Here is a 23,496-nt window from a genome sequence, read left to right as displayed (position 1 = left end):
TCCCGGGGTTTGGTTGCGAAGGAATTGGACAATCAGGGATTGAACCGGCAGGGATTGAACCGGCAGGGATTGAACCGGCAGGGAAATGCGGGACATATGGAAACGGGGTTTTGCAATCATCGGGTAATGGGAATCTTTCAGTTCAAGGAATGCATCGGTCACTGACAGCATCTCTTCGGCAGGCGCGGGCGGCGCGTCCCAAATATACTTAATTCTGTCGTGCCTGAACCGGGTCCTCCGAACGGATCAGGAATTCCACGCGGCGGTTCCTGCGCCGTCCGCTTTCCGAGGAATTGCCCGCCACGGGGCGGGCGGCCCCAAAGCCGATCCAGCGGATTCGGACGGAATCCAGCCCCAGGCCCTCCAGGTAGCGGGCCACAGCCCGGCAGCGCTGTTCGGAGAGTTGTTGGTTGTAGGCCGGTGCCCCCCGGGAGTCCGTATGCCCCCGGAGTTCCAGGAAAAGTGACAAATCCGACCTGAGCGCATCATATACCCGGTGGAGGGCCTCCTTGCCGGCATCCGTCAGTTGGTGTGCGTCGAATTCAAATAAGAGGGATGGAAGTACGAGCAAACTGTCCTTAGGGATATCCCCAACCAGGGATTCTCGCCCTGTGTCGCCGTTTCCGGCATAGGGTTCCAGGACAATGCCGTCCAGGTAGTAGTAGGCCCCCTTATTGGACCGGCGGTTCGTCCGGAAGGTTCGGGTCCGGGCGTTCGGCAACAGGTTCCCGATAATCAGGTTGGCCTCCGTGCCCCGCGCGGTAAAAACCGTGTCCAAATGCATCCAGTTTTCCGTATCGGCAAATGAGGCGCTGGCTGCAATATCCAACTGGTGGGGCTTGAGTTCCGGGTGGCCCAACCAGTATCGGCGCGCCAGGTTCTTCTTGGTTCCCACTCGCATCGGTTTTGCCGTAAACAGTACATGCAGCGTATTGAGGGCAAAATCCGATCGCTCCGCCAGGCTCAGGGAAAACCGCAACCTGTACTGCCGGCCATCCTCCAGGGGTTCCGCGAGTTGCGCCTGTACGTACTCCCGGTAATCCCCCGGGGCATAGGCATAAAAGCCGGCGTATCCCTCCCCTTCCGCGGCCCGTTGCTCGCCATTGAAATTTTCTGGGGTCCCCATATCCTCGCTGCACCGGTGGAAATAATCCGTAGACCCCTGGGTGGGGCAATCCCAGCCAATGATGTCTGCTTCAAAATTCCCGAGGAACCTCGGGCAGCGGCTGTACCCCTCAAAGCCCGGGTTGGGCACCAGGTTCTGGGCCCCGGCAGGTACGGCAACCAGGGTAAATAAAAGGCAGGCAGCCCCAAGGTAGTGGCCAATTCCACGCATATCCCGTCATTCTGAGAATCAAGATAGGAAATATCGGGAAACGGTCCGGGCGTCCCTACAAATCGAATTTGTAGCTGACCCCCGCCAGGATCTGCAACCCCTGCACCCGGAAGTTCGCCCACCGCTGGTACTGGTTGCCGGCCAGGTTGCTTCCCCGGGCAAAGATGGAGAGTTGCGGATTGATGTGGTAACCTACCCGCGCATTCGCGTCAAAATAACCATCCAGGGTCAGCTGCTGGGCCGGGAACTGGTCCGGGGGTGTTGCCGGCTGCGCCCGGGATACGAAATCCTCCCGCTCGCCCACATAGAACAGGTTGGCCCCCAGGTACCAGCCCGAATCGTGCTGGTAGTCGAGGGTCAGGTTGCCTTCCAGGTTCGGCAGGTTCCATGCCGGGTTGTCGGTTTCCGTATCGTATTCGTACACCGAGGCATTCAGGCCCAGGCTGAAATTCCGGTTCACGCTGAACTGCAGTTCCCCGAATACGCCCAGGGTCCGGATATCGTCGTAGAAGACCCGGAAGGAGTTCCCGTAGATATAGCCTTTTTCGTCGTTGCGCGTCTCGTTGATCGGGTTGAGGATAAACAGGGGCTTGAAATTTTCGGCGGCATACGACCCCTTGAGGTTGTAGCTCACTGACGGGGTGAGTTGCCCCTTAAGCCCCAGGTAGGCCTCGTACTGCCGGTCTGTCGGCATGACGGCGAGCGTCGGGGAAACAAACGGGTTTACCCGGCTGAACTCGTAGTAGGAATTCTGGTCGAGGCCGCCATCCACGCCCCCGTAGGCAATCACATTCTCCTCCAGGAGGTTGTAGGAAGCCTCCACGGACGGGTAGATATAAAAATTGTTTTCGCTGTTTTCCAGGTCCAGCCCGGCGGTGATACGGGCACCCAGGAACAGTTTCAGGTCGTCGCGCAGCATCAACAGGCCGGGGCGCACCCCCGCAATCAGGTACTGGTAGTCAATTTCGGTATCGTTGATATACTGGCTCTGCGGGGCGTTTTCGAAATGCCCGCCAAGGTAATCGATTTCCAGGCCCAGCCCGAGGGACTCCTCGGTGACCGGAAATTCGAATGCTGCGGTGAATCGCAACCGGTTCTCGGCGGATTCCACGGCGTCCCAGAAACGACTGACCTGCAACTCGGCATCGGTAAAATAGGTGTCCTCCATATGTACCTGCCCCTGCAGGCTCCCGCGGAAATAATCCTGGGTTTCGTCTATGCCCGCTACCGAGGTCTCCCCCTCTTCCAGCAGCCCGGTATCTACCCCGTACCAATTGTACCGGCGGTGTTCCATCCCGGCGGAGGCATTCCATTCCCAGTCCCTGTCGCGCTGGGAGTAGGTGACATCCAGGCCGGAATTATAGAAATCCGTGTCCAGGGGCGTACCGTCGATGTCCCCCCGGGACGACAGGTGGTTCAGCCCCACATCGATCCGTTTGTTCCCCCGGTCAAAATCCCGGCTGATATAAAAATCTGCCAGGGCGTTGTTGTAATTGCCGAGGCCCAGGGCCGCGTAACTGTTAAAAAGTTTCTCGGGCCTGGCCCGTTCCACCGCAGCCGCCTGCCCCTTGGCCGGGGTAAACGTGGAAGCCACCGGAACCGAATGGATCTCGTATTGCACCGGTTTTTTCTGCAAAGCAATGGAGTCCTGCAGGCTGGGCAGCGATTGGATCTTGCGTGCGTCCGAAACGGTTGGCGTGTAGGAGCGCACCACGGTGACGGTTTCGGTGCCAAGGTCGTCGGTTTCATCCTGCCCCCAACCGGCGGCAGTTGTGAGTAGGGCCGCAATCAGCCCCGTATATCGGATCAGTTTCATAATCGTGTTCATTCCTTAACGGTTTCCATCGGGGTTTATCGAGGCGTTGCGCCGGGCTTCCCGCGCCTTGATCTGGGCGAGTTCAGCCCGGGCTTCTTCCACAATGTCCGGATAGGCCCCGAAATTGGAGATGACATTTTCCAGGATATAGGTAGCCTGGAAGGCGTCCTCGAGTTGTTCAAAGTTTTTTGCCATCAGGATCAGGCCCCTGCCGCCCCATTCCTTGTAGGCGGCAAAATCCCTGGCCAGCCGCTGTACGGATTGGTTCGAGGCCTCGAAATCGCCGTCTTCCCGCTTAAAATGCGCCTGGTAATAGAGCGCCTCGGCGGCAGCCCGGCCCGTGGCAATGGAGAGGACTTCGGCATACGCCTGCCGGGCTTTTTCCGTATTCCCGGTTGCCCAGGCAGACCGGGCAATCATCAGGCGGGCATCACTTCGGATCCGGTCGTCCAGGGACGGGCTGGCCAGCACTTTTTCGGCATAGGCCAGGGTCCGGTCGTAGGCCTGTTTTTCAAAATAGCCCTTCATCAGGTTGGATTGGGCAAAGGTCCGGTTCTGGGGGATATCCGCCGTGGCCTCCAGCCGCTCCAGGTAGGGCATGGCCGCGGCGTAGTCCCCGCGGGAAACCAAAATCTCGCATACCCGGGTCAGCGCCTGTTCGGCCCGTTCGCCCCGCCCGGCATCCGCCACTACCTCAAAATGCGCCAGGGCCTTGTCTGCCTGCCCGTCTGCATAGGCAATCTGCCCGAGGTTAAAATAGGCAGCCACCCGGTTGGCCCCGTTCGGGAATTGTTCCAGGTATTTTTCAAGGGCGCGGGCAGCCGCCGCGTCGTTTCCTTCCACGAGTTGTTTCTCAGCCGCCTCAAAACTGGCCGCCTCGAGTTCGCTGTCGGTAACCTCCACAAAATCGAGGCCGCGCACCCAGGCTGCATACTGGTCTACCTGGCCCATGTCCACGTAGATGAGTTTGGCGGTTGCCACCGCCTGCATGGCTTCCTGGGAGTTCGGGTACTGGTCGGCCACCTCCTTGAATACGGTCAGTGCCTGTTGGTTCTGCCCCCCGTTGTAATAGACCAGGCCTTTCCGCATTTTCGCGGCGGGTACCAGGCTGCTGCCCGGGCTTTCCCGAATCAGGCGGTCATAGGAAGCAATGGCCTGGTTGTCGGCTGCCGATTGCACATAGGAATTGCCGAGTTCAAAAAGTGCATCGTCTTTCAGGCTCGAATTCGGAAACCGCCCGATAAAAGTATCCAGGGCGTCGCGCTTGGTCTGTTCCTGGCCCAGGAAACCGTAACTGATGGCTTTCTGGTAGGCGGCGTAATCCCGCTCCGGGCTGCCGGTGGCGAGTGCCTGGTCATAGGCCTCGATTGCTGGACGGTACCTGCTGCTCACAAAGTAGCTGTCGCCCAGGCGCATCCACGCATCCGTTTTCCGCGCCCCGTCCGGAGCCGAACGGGCAAAGCGCTGAAAGTGCGTGGCGGCATTCCCGTAATCCCGTAATTTGAAATAGGTGTACCCCATCTGGTAATCCAGGTCGGCGTATTCCTCCAGGGAGGCTGCCGCCGAACTGGCGCGGAACTGAGCATACTGGGTCAGTGCCTGTTCAAAATTCCCCACCGCAAAGGCCGACTCCGCCTTCCAATACCGGGAACGGGCTGTGTACCTCGGGTCCGCTCCCGCCTGTATCGCCTTTTCAAAGCTTTCAAGGGCTCCCGGATACGCCTCGGCCAGGAATTGTTCCACCCCGTAGAAAAATGCCACTTTCTGATAGGTGGCCTCACTGGCATACCCCGGATTCTTCTCCAGGAGTTCCATGGCGCCGCTGAAATTTTTGGAAGTGATGTAGGAATCCACCAGAAGTTCGCGGACCTCCTCGTGGTCCTCCCCGTCCGGATAGGCTTCCATATACTCCTGCAGCACCCGGGGCACCGGCTGGTAGGGGTTGCCGACTTCGTAGCTCAGGCGGGCGTAGTTCAGGAAAGCATCCTGCCGGATTTCCGGACTGAACTCCATTTGGGAGGCATTCCGGAAGGCGTTGAGCGCCTCCTGCTTCTTGTCGAGTTCCAGGTAGCATTCCCCCAGGTGGTAATACGCGTTCTGGGCCACGGAGTCATCCCCCCCGACAATCTTGTTGAATTGCCGGATGGCATTTTCGTAATCGCCCTGTTTGTAGTGCGCATAACCGAGCAGGTAGTAATCCGTATTGTTCCAGCGGCCCCGCTTTCCCTGGTATTTCTCCAGGTAGGGGATCGCCTCGGCATAGCGGCCCAGGTTAAAGTAGCTCTCCCCGATGATCTTGTTGAGTTCGGATACTTCCCGCCGGTCCGATTTGGGCAACTGGCTTACGGCCTGCTCAATGGCCTGTTCAAAATTCCCGAGCTTAAAATTCATGTCGGCCTGGTAATACGAAAGCTTTTCTTCCAGGACTTCCTGGTCCGTAATCTGGTCGAACCGCTCGTTGGCTGCCTCGTAGTCGTCCTGCTGGTAGGCGATATACCCCAGGTAGTACTTGGCCTGGGAACCGTACTCCTGCGAATTGCTCACACGCTGCAGATAGCGTTCTGCCTCCTCGGGTTTCCGGGAGGAGAACAGGGAATACCCCATATGGAAGTCGAAGCGTTCCTTCTCCCTCCGGGAGAGGGAACTCTGGTCTACTTTCCCGTACCACTTCATCGCATAGGGATACCGGCCGTTCTCAAAATAGTAATCGGCTACATCCATGAAGGCGGAGTTGCGCCGGACGGAAGTTGGATAGCGCTCCACAAAGTCCTCCATGAGCCGGTCGGCACCGAGCTGGTTGAGCCGCACTGCGGCATTTGCAATGTAATAGGCGCTATTGGCTTCCGTCTCCGGATCTGCCGTCTGGTCCTTTACCTCCTGGAAAAGTGTCTGGGCTGCCTGGTATTGCTTGTTGTTGTAAAGCGTCAGGGCATCCTGGTAGGTTTTGTTCTCGTGCGTGTACACCGCGGATTCCTGCCCCATGCACCATGCCCCGGTCAGGGCACAGGCGAGCAGCACGGCAATTTCCTTTCGCATAATGTTCTCTTGGCGTTAGAATAACCGAATTTCCCTTAATAACGTTAAATACGTCCCCTCAGTATGCGGGCCGGATTCGAATTAAGTGAAAATCCCTTCCGCCTGGCCCGGGTGTGCCCGGAACTTATTACTTTTATATCAACAATAATCCCCATGGCTGAAAGCGTATTATCCCTGAATGACGTAGCGGTTTACCAACAGGAGAACCTGGTCCTGAACGACATCAGCCTGGAGGTCCGGCCCGGGGAGTTTGTCTACCTCATCGGGAAAACCGGGAGCGGGAAGAGCAGTTTTATGAAAACCCTCTACGCCGACCTGCCCCTGCGGGAGGGCCAGGGGCAAATCGTGGGCTTCAACCTGAAGACCCTGAAGGAAAAGGATATCCCCGCCCTGAGGCGGAAACTCGGCATCGTCTTCCAGGATTTCAAACTCCTCCCGGACCGCAATGTGCACAACAACCTGGATTTTGTCCTCAAGGCCACCGGCTGGAAAGACCGGGCCCAAATGGATGCGCGTATCGATGCCGTCCTGGAAAAGGTGGGCATGAAGACCAAGGGCTTCAAATTCCCCCACGAACTGTCCGGGGGCGAGCAACAGCGCATCGCCATTGCCCGGGCGCTCCTGAACGACCCGGAGCTGATCCTGGCCGACGAGCCCACCGGAAACCTGGACCCGCAGACCAGCGTGGAAGTCATGAAGGTCCTCCAGGAGATCAACAAAACCGGCCGCACCATCCTCATGGCCACACACGACTATGCGCTCATCCTGAAATACCCTTCAAAAACCCTGAAGTGCGACGGCAACAAGGTATTTGAGGTCATTCAGAAGGCCGGCTGATTATTTACCTGGTTTTCAGCGAATCAAAAGGTTTTTTTTCTATCTTTCAGAGATTCGGCAAAGGCCTCTTCCCCCAACCGTAGTGCCGGACGACCAACTTCAAACAACCCGCCTGATGAAAAATTACCTTACCTATATCCTGGGGGCCCTGCTGCTGCTCGGGATTTCCTGTAAACAGGACACTCAAACAAAAGAAAACCCGGATGCCGGCAACCTCGCGGTACGGGAATGGAAACCCGATGACATGCGCAACATGACGGGCCTGACGGCACAGCGCGGGCTCATTGTCAACACGGACCGGGACACGGAGGGCTATGTGCTTTTTGAGCCATCCTCAGATACGACCACTTTCCTGATCGACAAGGCGGGCCGGGTAGTACACCGCTGGGACAGCGAACTGAATTCGATGAATTCTTACCTGCTCCCCAACGGCCATCTGCTGCGGCTGGAGCGGGACGAGGATTTCCCCACTTTTGCAGCCGGCGGGCAGGCCGGCCGTGTCCGCGAATACGACTGGGACGGCAACATGCTCTGGGATTATGAGCTGGCCACCGAAACCGAACTGATTCACCACGACATCGAACCGATGCCCAACGGGAATATCCTGGCCATTGCCTACGAGGTGATGCCGGTAGAGGAAGCCATCGCCATGGGCCGGGACCCGGAGCGCCTGCCCAGGGCCGGGCTCTGGCTCGACCAGGTAGTGGAAATCCGGCCGACCTATCCGAAAGGGGGGGAAATCGTCTGGGAATGGCACATGAAAGACCACCTGGTCCAGGACTTCGACCCGTCCAAAGCCAATTACGGGGACCCTTCGGAGCATCCCCGGAAAATCGACATAAATTTCCACAGCACGGAAGAGGGGGACGGCCCGCCCCCGACCGAGGAACAGGTAAAACAAATGATTAAAAACGGGATGGCCACCTCGAATGCCACGGTAGACAACCGCGGGTCGGATATCACCCATACCAATGCCATCGACTACCACCCCGGGCTGGACCAGATTGCCCTGAGTTCCCCCGGAATGAATGAAATCTTTATCATCGACCACAGCACGACTACCGAGGAAGCCCGAGGCAGAAGCGGTGGTAACCAGGGCCATGGGGGCGACTTGCTCTACCGATGGGGGAACCCGCAAAATTACGGCCTGGGTACTCCGGACGACCGGGTCCTGTTCGGACAGCACGACATCCGGTGGATCCCGGAGGGACAGCCGGGAGCCGGGCGCCTGATGGTATACAACAACGACCCCCATGACGGCAAGGCCAAACTGCCGACGGTATGGGCCGGTTTTCAGAATGCCAAACCCCCGGAATTCGCCATGGCCGTCGGGGATGTGGGCAATTTCAGCGAGGTGCTGGAGCTCGAGCCGCCAACCGACGCCGATGGCGCCTATGTCCTGGATGCCGGGGGGACGTTTGGCCCTGAGGAACCCGCATGGACCTACCGGGCACCCGATTTGTATTCGTTCTATTCCGCCTTTATCTCCGGGGCCCACCGGCTTCCCAATGGGAATACCTTTATTACGGAAGGGATGAAAGGCCGGTTTTTCGAGGTGTCGCCGGACAACGAGATTGTCTGGGAATACTGGAACCCGTATATGGGCACGTACAAGCTGCCCGACGGAACGGAGCCGCAACCCAAAGGCCCGTTTATATTCGGCGTTTTCAGGAGCACCCTGATCCCGGCGGACAACCCTGCCTTTGCAGGTAAAACGCTGGAGCCCCTGCAGCCGCAGCCGGAGGTTTACAAGATGCCTCCCCCGCCGGCCGAACCGGAAGGCCAGTAATGATACAACCAATCCAATCAACTCAACCAGCAAGGCATTCCAACAACAACCCATTTCAACAACAACCCATTCCAATAACAACCAACAAACGCCACCGATATGTCGATTAAAATCATCGGTGCCGGCTTCCCGAGGACCGGTACCACAACCCTGAAACGATCCCTGGAGACCCTCGGGTTCCAGCGCGTATACCACATGAAGGAATTACTGGTAAACCCGGACATGCTCCATTACTGGAAAACCCTGGACCAGACCGGCACCACCGATTGGGACGGCCTGTATGCGAATTACGACGCTACCGTGGATTTCCCCTGCTACCCCTGGTACAAGGAACACATGGAGCGTTACCCGGAAGCCCGGGTGATCCTTACCGTTAGGGACTTCGAATCCTGGTATAAGAGCATCTCCAGCACGGTTATGAAGGCCGGGCCGCAGACCCCGGGCGAAAAAATCAAGATGATGGGCAAGCTCATCGCCAGCAGCCGGGCGCGCAAGGTGGTCCGATGCATCAAGCTGTTCAAGGATAAATTCTTTGCCCGGGAATTCGAAGGCCGCTTTGAGGACAAGGCATATGCAGAAGCCAAATGGAAGGAACACCTGGCCGAAGTAAAAAGGTATGTACCGGAAGACAAACTCCTGGTGTACGATGTACGCGATGGCTGGAAGCCGTTGTGTGCCTTCCTGGGCGTCCCGGAACCAGCAGAACCGCTGCCCCACCTGAATAAAAAGGAAAACTTCAAGGAGATGCTCCCGAAGCTCATGAAAGGCCAGATGGCATAAACCCGGGAGGACTCCGAAACGCTATGTACGAAAACCGCTGGGAAGTGAAACTGAGCCTGTTGCTGGTCAGCAGTCTCACAATTGCCTCCATGATCACGATTTCCGCCAGCCTGCCCGACATGAGCCGGGACTTCAGCGGATACCCCAACGGCCAGGCACTGGTGAAACTCTCCTTGTCCCTCCCGGCCCTGTTTATCGCCCTTACCTCGCTTCTTGCAGGGGGCTATATCGACCGTAAAGGGCGGAAGCCCCTCCTGGGCGTTGCCCTGGTAGCCTATGCCCTGGCAGGCAGTTCGGGCTACTGGCTGGAAGACCTGTATGCTATCCTCGCAGGCAGGGCGTTACTGGGGGTTTGCGTGGGGATTACCATGACCATTGTCACCACCCTGATCGCGGATTACTACCAGGGGGCCGCCCGCCAGCGGTTTGCGGGTACTCAGATTGCCTTGATGTCCCTGGCGGGCATCCTGTTTATCAGCCTGGGTGGGTTCCTGGCGGACATTCGCTGGGACGTACCCTTTTTGCTGTACCTATTTTCCCTCCTGATCCTTCCCATTGCGCTGCGCTTCATCCGGGAACCTGAAATGCTGGCGGAAATCATTCAGAAAACCCCGGGGGGCCGCGCCCCCCGCGAGATTTGGCTGGTATTCGGCACGGTGATGCTCATGTGGATCCTGTTTTTTATCGTCCCCGTGCAAATACCCTTTTACCTGAAAAGCCTTGGGGTGGAACAAAATGCCCTGATCGGGCTGGCCATTGCCAGCAGCACGCTTTTTTCGGCGGTTGCCTCTTTTTTCTACGCCAGGATCAAGGGGCGCCTGTCGTTTGCCCGGATATTTTTTGCCGGGTTCGGCCTGATGGCTGTCGCCTTCCTGGTGGTGGCCTTCTCCGGCACCTATGCGCTCGTTGTGGTCGGGATGTTGCTCGCCGGCCTGGGCATGGGCCTGCTCATCCCGAATGCAAATATCCTAGTCATGCAACTGGCCCCCCCGGCTGTGCGCGGCAAGCAGATTGGGCGGCTCACCACGTTTTGGTTCCTCGGGCAATTTATTTCGCCCCTGGTCCTGTTGCCGTTTATTGGCCTGTATAGCCTGGAAACCGTCTTTTTGGGAATCGGGATCCTCACCGCAGCCCTGGCCCTGTTGTTTCTCATGAGCAGCCCCCTCTGGAAAAAGGCAGGCTAAAGCCGGGGTTCTCTCGGGAGTTCATGGAACCCGAAGAATCTGCTCAAACCGGCATGCCGATCTTTTTTTGTTACTTTGCGACCAAACCAATCCAATTTTCATGGAAGTACTCGGAATAGATGTGGGCGGCTCGGGAATCAAGGGCGCCATGGTCCACATGGAAACCGGTGAAATGCTTACGGAGCGATTCCGCATCCCCACGCCCAAATCCAGGAAACCCGACGAGATGGCCGAGGTGATCGCGAAAATCGTGAAACACTTCGACTACAAGGGCCCTGTGGGCTGCGGCTTCCCCTCGGTAATCAAGAAAGGGATCTGCAAGTCCAAGGGCAACCTGCACAAATCCTGGAAGGGCATGGACGTGGAAGCCCTGTTCGAAAAAGCCACCGGCATGGATTTCACCGTTATCAACGACGCGGATGCTGCCGGATACGCCATGATGAACTACGGGATCGGCAAGGATATGCAGGGTTTTGTGGTGATGATTACCATCGGGACCGGCCTGGGCAGCGGGGCCTTCCTGGACGGACGGCTGATCCCGAACTTTGAGCTCGGGCAGATCCCCTATAAGAAATACGACAAAATCGAATCCTGGGCAGCGGCTTCCGCCAAGGAACGGGAGGGCCTCAGCTATAAAAAATGGGGCAAACGATTCAATAAATTCCTGAAATACGTGGAACTCATCGTGGCCCCGGACACGATTGTCCTCGGCGGGGGAACCTCCAAAGACTTCGACCAGTACAAGAAATATATTACGGTGGATACGCCCGTAATACCGGCAGGGCTACAGAACCACGCGGGCATTATCGGCGCAGCTACCGCCTGCCTGGTCTGCCACCCGGAACTCAACGAAGGCTAGTCCTTAGACCGCTTGCGGTCGGTTTCCTTGAGGAGGATTTTCCGAAGCCGCAGGTTTTTCGGGGTTACCTCTACATATTCGTCTTTCTGGATATACTCCAGCGCCTCTTCGAGGGAGAATTTTACGGCAGGAACAATCCGGGCCCGGTCGTCGGAACCCGATGCCCGCACGTTGGTTAGTTTTTTCGTCTTGGTGACGTTAACCACCATATCGTCCCCCCGGGAATTCTCGCCAATGACCTGGCCTTCGTAGATATCCTCCCCCGGGTCGATGAAAAAACGGCCCCGTTCCTGCAACTTGTCAATGGAATAGGGAATCGCTTTCCCGGTTTCCATGGAAACCATGGAACCGTTCTGCCGCTGGGGCACCTCCCCTTTCATCGGCTGGTATTCCAGGAAGCGGTGCGCCATGATGGCTTCCCCGGCCGTCGCTGTGAGCAATTGGTTCCGCAGGCCGATGATGCCCCGGGACGGGATGAGGAATTCGCATACCATGCGGTCGCCGCGGGATTCCATCCGGGTCATTTCCCCCTTGCGCAAGGCAACCATCTCCACGGCCTTGCCGGATACTTCCTCCGGCAGGTCGATGGTCAGCGATTCCACCGGTTCGCACTTCTGGCCGTCGATTTCCTTGATAATCACCTGGGGCTGGCCAATCTGGAGCTCATAGCCTTCCCGCCTCATGGTTTCGATCAGGACGGAGAGGTGCAGCACCCCGCGCCCATAGACCAGGAATTTATCGGCGCTGTCGGTTTCTTCCACCCGCAGGGCGAGGTTTTTCTCGAGTTCCCGCTCCAGGCGCTCTTTGATATGGCGGGAGGTGACGTATTTCCCATCCTTCCCAAAGAACGGGCTGTCATTGATGGTAAACAGCATGCTCATGGTTGGTTCGTCGATGGCAATGCTGGCCAGGGCCTCGGGTGCCTCGGCATCCGCAATCGTATCGCCGATATCGAAGCCCTCCAGGCCTACGAGCGCGCCGATATCCCCCGTCTGGAGTTCCTTTACCCGCGCCCGGCCCAGGCCTTCAAACGAATAGAGCTCCTTGATCCGGGAGCGCACCTTCCGGCCATCCCGTTTTACCAGGGTAATGTCCTGGCCTTCACGCAGCGGGCCGCGTTGCAGCCTCCCGATGGCGATCCGCCCGGTATAGGAGGAGTAGTCCAGGGAGGTGATCAGCATCTGGGTAGTGCCCTTCTCCGGCTCAAAAGTGGGGATGTGGTCCAAAACCATCTCCAGCAGGGGCGCAATTGAATCGGTGGGCTGCTTAAAGTCCTCCCCCATCCAGTTTTCCTTGGCCGAGCCGTAAACCACCGGGAAATCGAGCTGCCATTCTTCCGCGCCCAACTCAAACATCAGGTCAAACACCTTCTCGTGCACCTCTTCCGGGGTACAGTTGGGCTTGTCCACCTTGTTGATTACCACGCAGGGTTTCAGGCCCATGTCCAGGGCTTTTTGCAGCACAAACCGGGTCTGCGGCATCGGGCCCTCAAAGGCATCCACCAGCAACAGCACGCCGTCGGCCATGTTCAGTACGCGTTCCACCTCACCACCAAAGTCGGCGTGGCCCGGGGTATCGATGATGTTGATTTTGGTGTCCTTATAGGTGACGGAAACATTTTTGGATACGATGGTAATCCCCCGTTCCCGCTCCAGGTCGTTGTTGTCCAGGATCAGATCGCCCGTCTGCTCGTTCTCCCGGAAGAGCTGGCAGAAGTGCAGAATCTTGTCTACCAGGGTGGTTTTCCCGTGGTCGACGTGGGCTATGATGGCAACGTTGCGGATATCGCGCATGGTCTCAAATTTTAAGGCGACAAAGATACACCGAATTCCGCTCGGTTTTCCAAATGGCTTAAAATTTCGTCACCCGGCTTAAAATGCTGGTTTTTTGCAGGTTGCCTGGCGAAATTTACAACGGGTGGGTGGGGGTCCATTCTTCTGGCGATTGAAACCGCTCCCCTTGAATAAATAGTATCTTTGCGAAAACGAATTGTGCATGAACCTCTCCAAAATTCCGCAGATCAAACACATTGCAGGCAATAACTTCTTCCTCTTGTCGGGGCCCTGCGCCATTGAAGGCGAGGACATGGCCCTCCGAATAGCGGAAACCATTGTCGGGATAACGGATAAACTCGAAATCCCCTATGTCTTTAAAGGGAGCTTTAAGAAAGCGAACCGCAGCCGGGTGGATTCCTTTACGGGGATCGGGGACGAAAAAGCCCTGAAGATCCTGCGCAAGGTGTCCGAAACCTTCGGCGTACCCACGGTTACCGACATCCATGAAGTCTCCGATGCCGCGCTGGCGGCAGAATACGTGGATGTCCTTCAAATCCCGGCCTTCCTGGTGCGGCAAACAGACCTGGTGGTTGCAGCGGCAGAAACGGGCAAGGTGGTCAATTTGAAGAAGGGGCAATTTATGAGCCCCGAGAGTATGAAACACGCAGCGGGGAAGGTTACCGAATCCGGGAATGAGCAGGTAATGATCACGGACCGGGGGACGATGTTCGGGTACCAGGACCTCATCGTGGATTTCCGCGGGATTCCCGTCATGCGCCAATACGCCCCGGTGGTCCTCGACGTCACCCATTCCCTCCAGCAGCCCAACCAGGCGTCCGGGGTAACCGGCGGCCGCCCGGAACTCATCGGCACCATGGCCCGTGCAGGTATCGCAGCGGGGGTGGACGGCATCTTTATCGAGACCCATTTCGATCCGGCCAACGCCAAAAGCGACGGGGCAAACATGCTTCCCCTGGACCAGTTGGAAGGGCTGCTCACCCGCCTGACAGCCATCAGGAAAACCGTCAACACCTTCTAAATTAGGTTCCTCCAGGGTGGTGGCGTCCCTACCCCTTCTTCCGAAGGGGGCGGAAACGCACCGAGTAAGCTTCGCGCAGGACATCGGACAGGATTGCTGCATCGATCTCCTCCGCGCTGCGATAGCGCAACGACCGCATATGTTTGCGGCCTTTTGATTCCATTTTATCCAGGTGCCGCGTCAGATGGGCCGCCCGGGCAAAGCCCAGGTCCACGTAATCCCGGGATTGGTTCATATAGCAAAACGGACGATTGTCGACATAATAAAAAGGCAGTCGGTATTTGAATCGCAATTCGGCCGAAGGTATTTCCCGATGGATCAGCAATTGCAGCTGGACCATGATACCGCGATACGGCTCGCAGGCCTCCCAAATATAATTTTCAGCGGGGTTCATTCATGTAAATCGAATCCTAAAATAAGGGTAAATCCTAATATTCGGTTAACAATAGTCCGGAGGCAGCGTGTATCTTTACGTACTGAAATCAACCGACATGAACCGCTACAACCTTATTTGCATCTTATTCCTTATTGGCGCTATCGCAACGGCACAGGACCACTCCCACGCCGGCGCCCAACCCATGGAATATCCGGATATTCCCGGATATAAAACGCTGGTCACCGACCTGCATCAGCACACGGTATTTTCCGACGGCAGCGTCTGGCCCGATATCCGCATATCCGAGGCGCTCCGGGAGGGCATGGATGCCATCTCGCTCACCGAGCACCTGGAGTACCAACCGCATGGTGAGGATATCCCCCATCCCAACCGGAACCGGTCTTATGAGTTGGCCCTGCAAGAGGCCGCCGACCACGACCTGCTGATCATCCATGGTTCGGAAATCACCCGACAGGCCCCGATGGGCCACAGTAATGCAATCTTTATCGAAGACGCTAACAAATTACTGACGGAAGAGGCCGCGGATTCCTTTGCCGAAGCTGCACGCCAGGGGGCCTTTGTCTTTTGGAACCACCCGGCGTGGTATGCCCAGCAGCCGCAGGGCAACCCGGTTTTGAGCGACTTCCAGAAAGCGCGTATCGAGGCGGGGGAATTGCACGGCATCGAGGTAATCAACACCACGGATTATTCCCAGGAGGCCTTGGCCATTGCCCTGGAACAAAATTTGACGATCATGGGGACCAGCGATATCCACGGACTCATCGACTGGGATTATACGGAAAAGGGACACCACCGCCCGGTGACCCTGGTATTCGCCCGGGAACGCAGCATCGAAAGCCTGCGGGAAGCCTTGTTTGCCGGGCGTACCGTGGCCGTCTACAAAGACCTGCTGGTGGGGCGTGAAGAATACCTGGTTCCCCTGTTGCGGGCTTCGGTGGAAATTGTATCGGCCAGCTACATCCCGAAGACCCAGATCCTGAAGGTGGAACTGAAAAACACAAGCAGTACGGACCTGTTGTTCGAGAATGCCATGCCCTACTCTTTTTACAGCAGTTCCCCTGTTTTCCGCATCCCGGCCGGCGGCAACTACACGCTGCAGATCAAGACTCTCGAGAAATCCGAAACGATCCAGCTCGCATTGAAGGCCCTGGGCGCTTTCACGGCTCCCGGGGTACAACCTGTTGTGAACTGGGATATTACTGCGGAATAAAACAGTAGTAAAACCGGGTCCCGGCCGGTCGGTCAGGGCGCCGGGATATTGTCTACGTAATCCTGTAAATACGCATACCTGTCGGTGAGTGTGCCGTCTTTGGTCATTCGTGCCCGCTCGAGAATCCCGTCCGCGTCTCCATCAAAAAATGCGGGGATTACCTGCTTTACAAAGGCTGCACCAAACCCCTCGCTGGCGTCGCGCGGCAATTCCGCCGGCAGGTTGTCCACCGCCATGACGGCAATAGCCCGGGGGTTTTTAAAATCGGTTTCCGATTCCGTGGCCGGGTCATACCCGTAGACCGGATCTGCAATGGTCGACGGCCGGATGGTGGAAGCTACCGGCCCGTCGATATCACAACTGATATCGGCCACTACGCGAATACGGAATTCCGGATGGCGGGCGTCTTCCCTGGTAAACAGGTAGGGAGCCCCCTGACCGTAGAAGTGCCCGGCAATAAACAGGTCCGTCACCCGGGCAAACCGGAAAAAATTGGAGCGATAGGCCTCCGGGTTGGCAAAAAAATCAGCCTTGTTCCCGCGCACCCCGTCTTTCCGCTTGTTGTACTCCGAGGCATCGATCTGGCAATATACAGGCTCCCGGAACTCCTTTTCCAGGTAGTCCGCCACAGTAACCTGCCTGAGGCCCATCCCGTCCAGGATCTCGCGGGCCCCGCTGCCCACCCGGCCGCGACCGGTAAGCAGGATTTTAATGGCGGGAAGTTCGATACCCCGCAGCGCCTCGATGAGCGCCTCCCGGTCCGAAAGGGTTTCGGCCTTGGGCAGTTTAAAATCCCCGTATTTCAGGCCATAGGCCCTAATGCCGTTGTATGCCCCTACAATACCCGCATACCTGCCGAAAGCCACCAGCCTGACCCCCTTGGTATTGGTGAGTACTTCGTGGTCGTACAACTCAATGCGCTTCTCGAGGATGGCCCGGAGCAAGTCCCGGTTATAGGGCTGCTTTTTGATGGTGTGGGAAAAGAAGAAATATTTCTTTTCCGGAATCAGCGCATCAATGGGCACTTCCTTAACCCCGAGTAGTACGTCGCAATCCGAAACGTCGTCCGCCACGGGAATGTCTGCAGCCCGGTACTCGGCATCCTCAAAGACCCGGATCGGGGAGGATTCGGCGACAATTTCAATCCCGTCAAACTGGTTGAGGACTTTTTGACAGGCGGCCGGAGACAGCACTACGCGGCGGTCCGGCGGGTTTTTACGCTCTCTGATCAATCCAAATTTCATGCTCGTGCTTTGGTATGGAATTTGCGCAAAAATAGGTGGATTGCCAAGGGTAAACAAACCCGGGGTTGTGGAATCGCATCAGATGCCGGAAACCCGCGAATTGCGTATCTTTGCCTTTCCTTTCATGTTCATTGAAAAACTGGGGCCGACTGGTTTTGACAGCAAGACCAATGGCGATGTAAGCATGCCGAGCGCTGGGATACAGCTCGTAAATCTCATATTTCACACTTTTAATTGGCGATAATAATTACGCTCTCGCCGCATAATCTGAATTAGAGTAAGATCATGCCTCGTCTCCGCAAGGCGGAGAAGCGAGATGTCCCTGGATAGCCCTTGTTGGCGGCGATCCATTTAGGGGCACCAGAAAAGTCAACATAGTGTGGTTATCGCTTCGCTAACCGCATAAACCTTAAGAAGCTAAGCGCGTAATGGGCCGTTTCCGGTCAGTTGCGCGTCGACAATCAATCGGAAACTAAGCATGTAGAAAGCATGGTTATTGCTTGTTTGGACGGGAGTTCGAATCTCCCCGGCTCCACAACTTTCACTATATTTTGAAACAAAAAACCTGTAATCGTATGATTTACAGGTTTTTTTGTTTTTTAGGATGCCAAATAAAATCAAAAAATATCACCAAATAGGTGAGTCATTCGGTGCGTATTTGGGGTTTGTGAAAACACGCACCGAATTCCCCGTAATTAGCTGAAATAATGTTAATTACAAAAAGTAAATTGATCTTTTTCGTACCTTAAAATTCAATTTTAAAGGTGCGTAAAAATGACCCAAACTTTCTCTCTCCTGTTTTATATCAAAGGCAAGTGCCATAACCCGTTTGTTCCGGTGCCCATTTATATGCGGATTACGGTCGATGGCAAGCGATCCGAAATGAGTACCGCCCGGAAGATTGACCCCGAAAAATGGGATGCCAAAGCCGGACGGATGCGGGGCAATACCCAGGAAGCCTCCGAACTGAACCACTACCTGGACATGATCCGAGCCAAGATCAATAAAATCCACTATCAATTCATCGAAAGTGAAAAACCGTTCACTGCGCGCCAGATCAAAGAACGCTACCTGCAAAAGGACCAGCGTTTCAAAATGTTGATGGAAGTATTCGAGGAGCATAACCGTCAGATGAAATCACTTGTCGGAAAAGAGTATGCCCTGGGTACCTGGAAGCGATACAATACTACCTTTAAACATACACGGGAATTCCTCAAAACAGAATACCGCCGGGACGATATCCCGATGATGGAAGTGGACTTGCGGTTTATTAACCGGTTTGACTATTTCCTGAAATTCACCAAAGAATGCAACCACAATTCCAGCCTGAAGTATATCAACAACTTCAAGAAGATTATCCGCATGGGCGTGGCGAATGACTGGATTCAAAAAGATCCCTTCTATAATTTCAAGGCCAAGTTCAAATGGGTAGACCGGGAATACCTGACACGGGAGGAACTGGAACGGTTAATCAACTATGAAGTTACGGTTCCGCGAATGGGAATCGTAAAAGATATGTTCGTATTCTGCTGTTTTACCGGACTCGCTTATATCGATGTGAAGAAGCTTACCCCGAACAACATCGTTAAGCATATAGACGGTAGTCTATGGATTCAAAGTGCCAGACAAAAGACCCGTTCCAAGCTGGGCATCCCCCTCCTTCCTACTGCCCTGGAAATCATAGAAAAGTATGAGGACCACCCCAAGGTGGTGAATGGCGATTGTGTAATTCCTGTCCTAAGCAACCAACGCTCCAATGCCTATCTCAAGGAAATAGCGGACATCTGCGGCATCACCAAACACCTGACCACCCATTTGGCCCGGCACACGTTTGCGACAACAGTTACGCTCTCCAATGGCGTGCCTATCGAAACAGTCGGTAAGCTCCTGGGACATCGGAATCTCCGAGCCACCCAGCACTATGCTAAGATCGTCAATAAGAAAGTGGCAGACGATATGGCAGCGCTTAAAAATGTGCTCAACCTAAGAAAGCCGCAAAAAGAAACGCCACGGCCTCAGAATCGATTTCTTTCCTCAGGGGAATGACCAATCGAAATCCCAATTTTCTTCTCAAATTACAGGCATAATTCGAAGTTCTAGGCAGTCCCCAAACCTTACCTAACTAATCTGCTTGCGAGGCATCAAAATGAATTTTTATACATTTTTGGGTAAAATCCAAGCTGATTATCAGGGCATTAGGAGCTTTTTGGATAAAATTGTTATAAAAACGAAAAGCACCCAAGTCTGTATGTAACTGATAATGTGATGATTATGCGATTGTAACCTGCGGCGGCAGGTTACCCTCTTGCTTCTCCCCTTAGATTAGCATCGGAGTATTACTTAGAGTTTTTAAGGTCGAACTCTTATAAGCTTAAGACCAATATCTATTTACTCAATAATGGTAATGTTCCTATTGTAGTTGTAACTTTAAGCAAATAGAGCATTTTTGATTTTCGCATATATTTAAGGGATGACTTATTTTCATTCAAATGAGCCAATAGTAAGAGTTAGTGAAGATTTATATAATTTTTCACCTTACGCAGGGAAAATACAGGAGGCAATTCGCAAAAGTGCACTTTCTGACGAACCACTGGTTTTTGGTGTATATGGGAAATGGGGGGATGGAAAATCTACTTTTTTAAATTTCCTTTTTAAAAATCTAGAAGCAACTAGCGAGTATAATCAAAAAAGGATTATCAAATACAAATTTAACCCTTGGAGATATTCAACCGAAAACAAAGTTCTATTGGAATACTTTGATGGATTGATAAAAGTTTTGAAACATCAATATGATTTTGGTAATGATAACTCCTTAATACGAAATCTTAAAGGCTACGCCAAAACTGTTCTTCGAGGTACTTCCTTTGAGATTGAAAAAGGTTTCAACCTAGGTTATAAGTACACAACAAAGGCAACGTACGATTTAAATAAAGTTTTCAATGATAAGAACTCCAAATCCATTGAAGAACAGAAAAGCGAAATCGACAATTCACTGAAGCAATTTAATTTTAGATTGGTCGTATTTGTTGATGACATAGATAGACTAAATAAAAATGAGATATATAATATTTTTAGATTAATCAAGCTAACAGCGTCATTTAGAAATCTGACATATGTTCTTTCTTTTGATCATGATATGGTCGCAAAGGCTATTTATTCCAATTATGGAATTGAAATAAATGACGGGTATCGCTACATAGAAAAAATTGTCAATATTCCTTTAAAACTCCCTTTACTTGATTCGCATGGAATTCAGGAAACTTTAAATTCCGGCATTCATAATATAATGCTCAAGAATCAGATTGACATTGAAAGTATCGATCTGAATCCCGATAATCACTCTTATGATAATGGAATAAGTCGATTTAGAATTGAGATTGAGGGAATTGAAAAATTTCTTGAGACACCAAGGGAAATTGTAATGCTACTTAATTCATTTTCGGTCAGCCTCATAGCCCTTAAAGATGAAGTTAACTATGCAGATTTATTATGGCTTGAGTTGCTAAAATTGAAGTATCCCAAAGTTTATGACTTTCTCAAATACAATCCTTCGCTATTTATTCCGAAAGTTTTCTCCAGTTCAATAGCCGACAATACTCAATCGCCATATAAAGATCAACTTGAGGCTTTTCTAAAAGAAAACTGGACGATAAAAGTGAAGGAAAAGGAACGATTATTTGAAATTCTTGATAAACTTTTTCCTTTTCAAAAGAGTCTTCAAAATCTACTATCATCTAAAACTAAGGATACATTAAATGTAAAATCCGACGAAAATTTATCTAGAATTGAAAGAAGAATAAATCATAAAGAAATTTTTGGTATTTATTTCCAATTTAATACTGTTGGATTCATTTCCTTAAAAGCTTTAGAACCACTTTACGAAGCTTTATCTCGGGATACTCAAAATAACTTATTGGATGAATATTTATTCGATTTAGTTGGCAATTATGATAAAGCCAAATTACAGTACGAGTTTTTAGATAAACTGAAATCTTATAATCAAAGTCAGGAAAATGACAAACGTAGATTGGTTGAATTGTTGCTCAGAAATCTGGATAAATTGATTGTAGTTGAGGATACGTTAGACAATAGAAAAGCAACGCCAAAACAGCAATTAATTCAAGACATATTTGAGAATATCACTTCATTTAATGAGGACATTGTTCTAGATATTTCTCAAAAATTCATAGAGGATCTAGATATAATTAATCTTCTCTATGTAAGAAGGGGACTTTACCATAAGAATTTTGAAGGGACCGTTATTCAGAAGTTAGTTGATAACAAGATTATTGATCATTTAAAAGAAAATTATAAAGACGAAGCGTTTTTTACAAAGTTTCCTGATTTTATAACTAGATCGATTCTTCAGATTTGGAATCGAATATCCAAGGAAGGCTTAGAATTATATTTGAAGAGACAGATAAAGCAGACTAATTTAATTGAATTCATAAAGTGTTTTCCTACTTGGTGGGAAGGGTCAAAGGGTGATTATTTGGACGATTTTGGTCAAAAGGAATACGAAGCACTTGCTAAAATTATTAATCCTCAATTCATTTACTCAAAAATTATTAAAACGAACTCGAACATTGTGAATGAAGTAAAGTCAAACGTAAGGGGATTTTGGAATAAAAACAGTACAAGTGACAATTTGGATTACTTAAAACAATTTATGTTCTGGTATCACAAGCTTCAATTGAATGAAGAATTTTGATTTAATGATTAGATTCAATCTAAATTTTTATGGGAAGACTAAGTAAAGTTTGCCATTTCAATTAAATAATTAAAACGAAAGAAAAAGGTAAATCCTTCAAGTAGAGGGACCAAAACTCTTCTGAATCATCTATCGAATATCGCATTACGAAATATTCTTCGTTGATAGTTTATAATTCTGTTACTTAATTCATATTATTGCATATCACGATACGCAATAAAATGAAAAGTAGTAGCATCCCGCAAATGAAACCACAGGACATTGTTGTCCTTGCTAAACTCATCGTAACGGGCGATGAGGATTACACGCAGATGGTTCTCTCAGAAACACTTCACCTAAGTCAATCAGAAATAAGTAACTCTTTAGCTAGGTCGGTTTATTCGGGATTACTTATTAATAATGGGAAACAAGTAAACCGACAACCGTTTTTCGATTTCATTCAATTCGGCCTTAGGGTGGTTTTCCCCCAAAAGCCAGGACCCATTGTACGTGGAATACCAACCGCACATAGTGCACCGCCCCTTGTAGATAGCATACTTGGTGCTTCAACTTATGTCTGGCCTTATGCTAAAGGAAGGGCAAGGGGTGAAAGTATTGCTCCACTCTATCCGACCGTCCCTAAAGCGACATTATTAAATGGTGAATTCTACGAGATGCTGGCCCTAATAGATGCGGTCAGAGTAGGTCGAAATCGTGAAAAAAATTTGGCCCTGGAACATCTTGAAAAACGGATTCTGTGAAGCACAGTTTCATCAATCGCGAAGCGACTAAAAAGGTCGCCAAAGCACTGGGCCGATTAAATGATGAGGTTGTTTATGTGGGTGGCGCAATGGTCAGCCTGTACATTGACGATTCAGCGGCCGAGGATATCCGTCCCACCAAAGATATTGACTTGACTTTTGAGTTGGCCAGCTATGCCAAGCTCGAAGAACTTAGGGAAGAACTCTACAATCGGGGCTTTACGCAATCAGCGGAGGATACGGTCAATTGCCGTTTTCGTTATGACGACTTAAAAGTTGATGTTATGGCCACGGAAGCCGTAGGCTGGGCTCCTTCAAATCGATGGTTTAAACTGGGATTCGATAAGGCCAATTCTGTGAAACTTGATGACACGGTCATCAAAATATTGCCCCTACCCTACTTCCTGGCAACAAAACTGGAGGCCTTTTTTGATAGGGGAATTAAGGATGTATATAAAAGTCATGACCTGGAAGATATCGTATATCTCTTCAACTATACAACAACGATAGATGATACTATCAACCAAAATGATGAGGAGGTAAAAACATTTATTAAAGAAAGTCTTATAAAGTTATTAGAGGACAGGAAAATTACTTCTGCCATGCTTGGTTGTTTATATTATGAACAAGCTGACGAACGCATGGAAATCATCCTTGAGCGCATGGAGAACATCATCTCCAGCACCCAAAATCAATAGAGTAATCCTCAACCTGCATCTCCCGATACCTCATCAATTTTTTAA

17 protein-coding genes and 1 other RNA gene are annotated in these 23,496 nt (G+C 52.3%); 12 read left to right on the top strand and 6 right to left on the bottom strand.

What is annotated here, in order from left to right:
* Positions 1 to 208: 208 nt before the first annotated feature.
* Genes RB2501_RS06945 through RB2501_RS06935 form a run of 3 tightly spaced genes read right to left on the bottom strand, consistent with a single transcriptional unit; the run spans position 209 to position 6,188 of the window.
* The gene (locus RB2501_RS06945; RefSeq protein WP_015754056.1) at positions 209 to 1,336 is read right to left on the bottom strand and encodes an OmpA family protein; all 1,128 of its coding nucleotides are present in this window, start codon (positions 1,334 to 1,336) and stop codon (positions 209 to 211) included.
* A gap of 55 nt (positions 1,337 to 1,391) precedes the next feature.
* Positions 1,392 to 3,164: a TonB-dependent receptor domain-containing protein gene (locus RB2501_RS06940; RefSeq protein WP_015754055.1), complete on the bottom strand. Its 1,773-nt coding sequence runs from the start codon at positions 3,162 to 3,164 to the stop codon at positions 1,392 to 1,394.
* A 3-nt stretch (positions 3,165 to 3,167) separates the two neighbouring features.
* Entirely contained in the window at positions 3,168 to 6,188 is a 3,021-nt protein-coding gene (locus RB2501_RS06935) for a tetratricopeptide repeat protein (protein ID WP_015754054.1), read from the bottom strand.
* 153 nt (positions 6,189 to 6,341) lie between these two features.
* Here RB2501_RS06935 and RB2501_RS06930 point away from each other — a divergent pair, with 153 nt between their 5' ends.
* The 5 genes from RB2501_RS06930 (at position 6,342) to ppgK (ending at position 11,637) form a co-directional block, all read left to right on the top strand.
* The gene (locus RB2501_RS06930) at positions 6,342 to 7,025 is read left to right on the top strand and encodes a cell division ATP-binding protein FtsE (RefSeq protein WP_041327577.1); all 684 of its coding nucleotides are present in this window, start codon (positions 6,342 to 6,344) and stop codon (positions 7,023 to 7,025) included.
* Positions 7,026 to 7,140: 115 nt separating this feature from the next.
* Positions 7,141 to 8,814: an aryl-sulfate sulfotransferase gene (locus RB2501_RS06925; protein WP_148214308.1), complete on the top strand. Its 1,674-nt coding sequence runs from the start codon at positions 7,141 to 7,143 to the stop codon at positions 8,812 to 8,814.
* Between the two features lie 99 nt (positions 8,815 to 8,913).
* On the top strand, positions 8,914 to 9,594 hold the full coding sequence (locus tag RB2501_RS06920) for a sulfotransferase family protein (RefSeq protein WP_015754051.1): 681 nt from the start codon (positions 8,914 to 8,916) through the stop codon (positions 9,592 to 9,594).
* Between the two features lie 44 nt (positions 9,595 to 9,638).
* A complete protein-coding gene (locus RB2501_RS06915; RefSeq protein WP_238528112.1) occupies positions 9,639 to 10,778 on the top strand; it encodes an MFS transporter in 1,140 nt (379 codons plus the stop codon).
* 100 nt (positions 10,779 to 10,878) lie between these two features.
* Positions 10,879 to 11,637: a polyphosphate--glucose phosphotransferase gene (ppgK, locus tag RB2501_RS06910; RefSeq protein WP_015754049.1), complete on the top strand. Its 759-nt coding sequence runs from the start codon at positions 10,879 to 10,881 to the stop codon at positions 11,635 to 11,637.
* Here ppgK and typA read toward each other — a convergent pair.
* On the bottom strand, positions 11,634 to 13,430 hold the full coding sequence (typA, locus tag RB2501_RS06905) for a translational GTPase TypA (protein ID WP_015754048.1): 1,797 nt from the start codon (positions 13,428 to 13,430) through the stop codon (positions 11,634 to 11,636). The two genes, ppgK and typA, sit on opposite strands and share 4 nt — an antisense overlap.
* Before the next feature lie 202 nt (positions 13,431 to 13,632).
* Here typA and kdsA point away from each other — a divergent pair, with 202 nt between their 5' ends.
* Complete coding sequence (kdsA, locus tag RB2501_RS06900) at positions 13,633 to 14,451, top strand: 3-deoxy-8-phosphooctulonate synthase (RefSeq protein WP_015754047.1); 819 nt, start codon at positions 13,633 to 13,635, stop codon at positions 14,449 to 14,451.
* Positions 14,452 to 14,479: 28 nt separating this feature from the next.
* On the opposite strand, the gene RB2501_RS06895 is transcribed toward kdsA, so the two are convergent.
* Positions 14,480 to 14,845 (bottom strand): DUF1801 domain-containing protein, encoded by a 366-nt coding sequence (locus RB2501_RS06895; RefSeq protein WP_015754046.1) that lies wholly within the window; start codon positions 14,843 to 14,845, stop codon positions 14,480 to 14,482.
* Between the two features lie 97 nt (positions 14,846 to 14,942).
* On the opposite strand from RB2501_RS06895, the gene RB2501_RS06890 reads away from it, so the two are divergent.
* The gene (locus RB2501_RS06890; protein WP_015754045.1) at positions 14,943 to 16,058 is read left to right on the top strand and encodes an Sb-PDE family phosphodiesterase; all 1,116 of its coding nucleotides are present in this window, start codon (positions 14,943 to 14,945) and stop codon (positions 16,056 to 16,058) included.
* A 32-nt stretch (positions 16,059 to 16,090) separates the two neighbouring features.
* Here the strand turns inward: RB2501_RS06890 and RB2501_RS06885 are convergent, their stop codons facing one another.
* Positions 16,091 to 17,302 carry an NAD(P)-dependent oxidoreductase gene (locus RB2501_RS06885; protein WP_015754044.1) on the bottom strand — a complete coding sequence of 404 codons (1,212 nt, stop codon included), beginning with the start codon at positions 17,300 to 17,302 and terminating at the stop codon, positions 16,091 to 16,093.
* Positions 17,303 to 17,443: 141 nt separating this feature from the next.
* On the opposite strand from RB2501_RS06885, the gene ssrA reads away from it, so the two are divergent.
* From ssrA to RB2501_RS06860, 5 genes are all read left to right on the top strand, one after another.
* Positions 17,444 to 17,840: a transfer-messenger RNA gene (ssrA, locus tag RB2501_RS15980) on the top strand.
* A 236-nt stretch (positions 17,841 to 18,076) separates the two neighbouring features.
* Positions 18,077 to 19,348: a site-specific integrase gene (locus RB2501_RS06875; protein WP_015754042.1), complete on the top strand. Its 1,272-nt coding sequence runs from the start codon at positions 18,077 to 18,079 to the stop codon at positions 19,346 to 19,348.
* A gap of 424 nt (positions 19,349 to 19,772) precedes the next feature.
* Entirely contained in the window at positions 19,773 to 22,013 is a 2,241-nt protein-coding gene (locus RB2501_RS06870; RefSeq protein WP_015754041.1) for a KAP family P-loop NTPase fold protein, read from the top strand.
* A gap of 221 nt (positions 22,014 to 22,234) precedes the next feature.
* Positions 22,235 to 22,753, top strand: coding sequence for a hypothetical protein (locus RB2501_RS06865; protein WP_148214307.1), 519 nt, complete (start codon positions 22,235 to 22,237; stop codon positions 22,751 to 22,753).
* A complete protein-coding gene (locus RB2501_RS06860; protein WP_015754039.1) occupies positions 22,750 to 23,451 on the top strand; it encodes a nucleotidyl transferase AbiEii/AbiGii toxin family protein in 702 nt (233 codons plus the stop codon). Before RB2501_RS06865 ends, RB2501_RS06860 begins: the two co-directional genes overlap by 4 nt.
* Positions 23,452 to 23,496: the final 45 nt, after the last annotated feature.

The sequence above is a fragment of the Robiginitalea biformata HTCC2501 genome (assembly GCF_000024125.1).
GTDB classification, from domain to species: Bacteria; Bacteroidota; Bacteroidia; order Flavobacteriales; family Flavobacteriaceae; genus Robiginitalea; species Robiginitalea biformata.
This window is presented reverse-complemented; position numbering and strand designations above follow the sequence as displayed.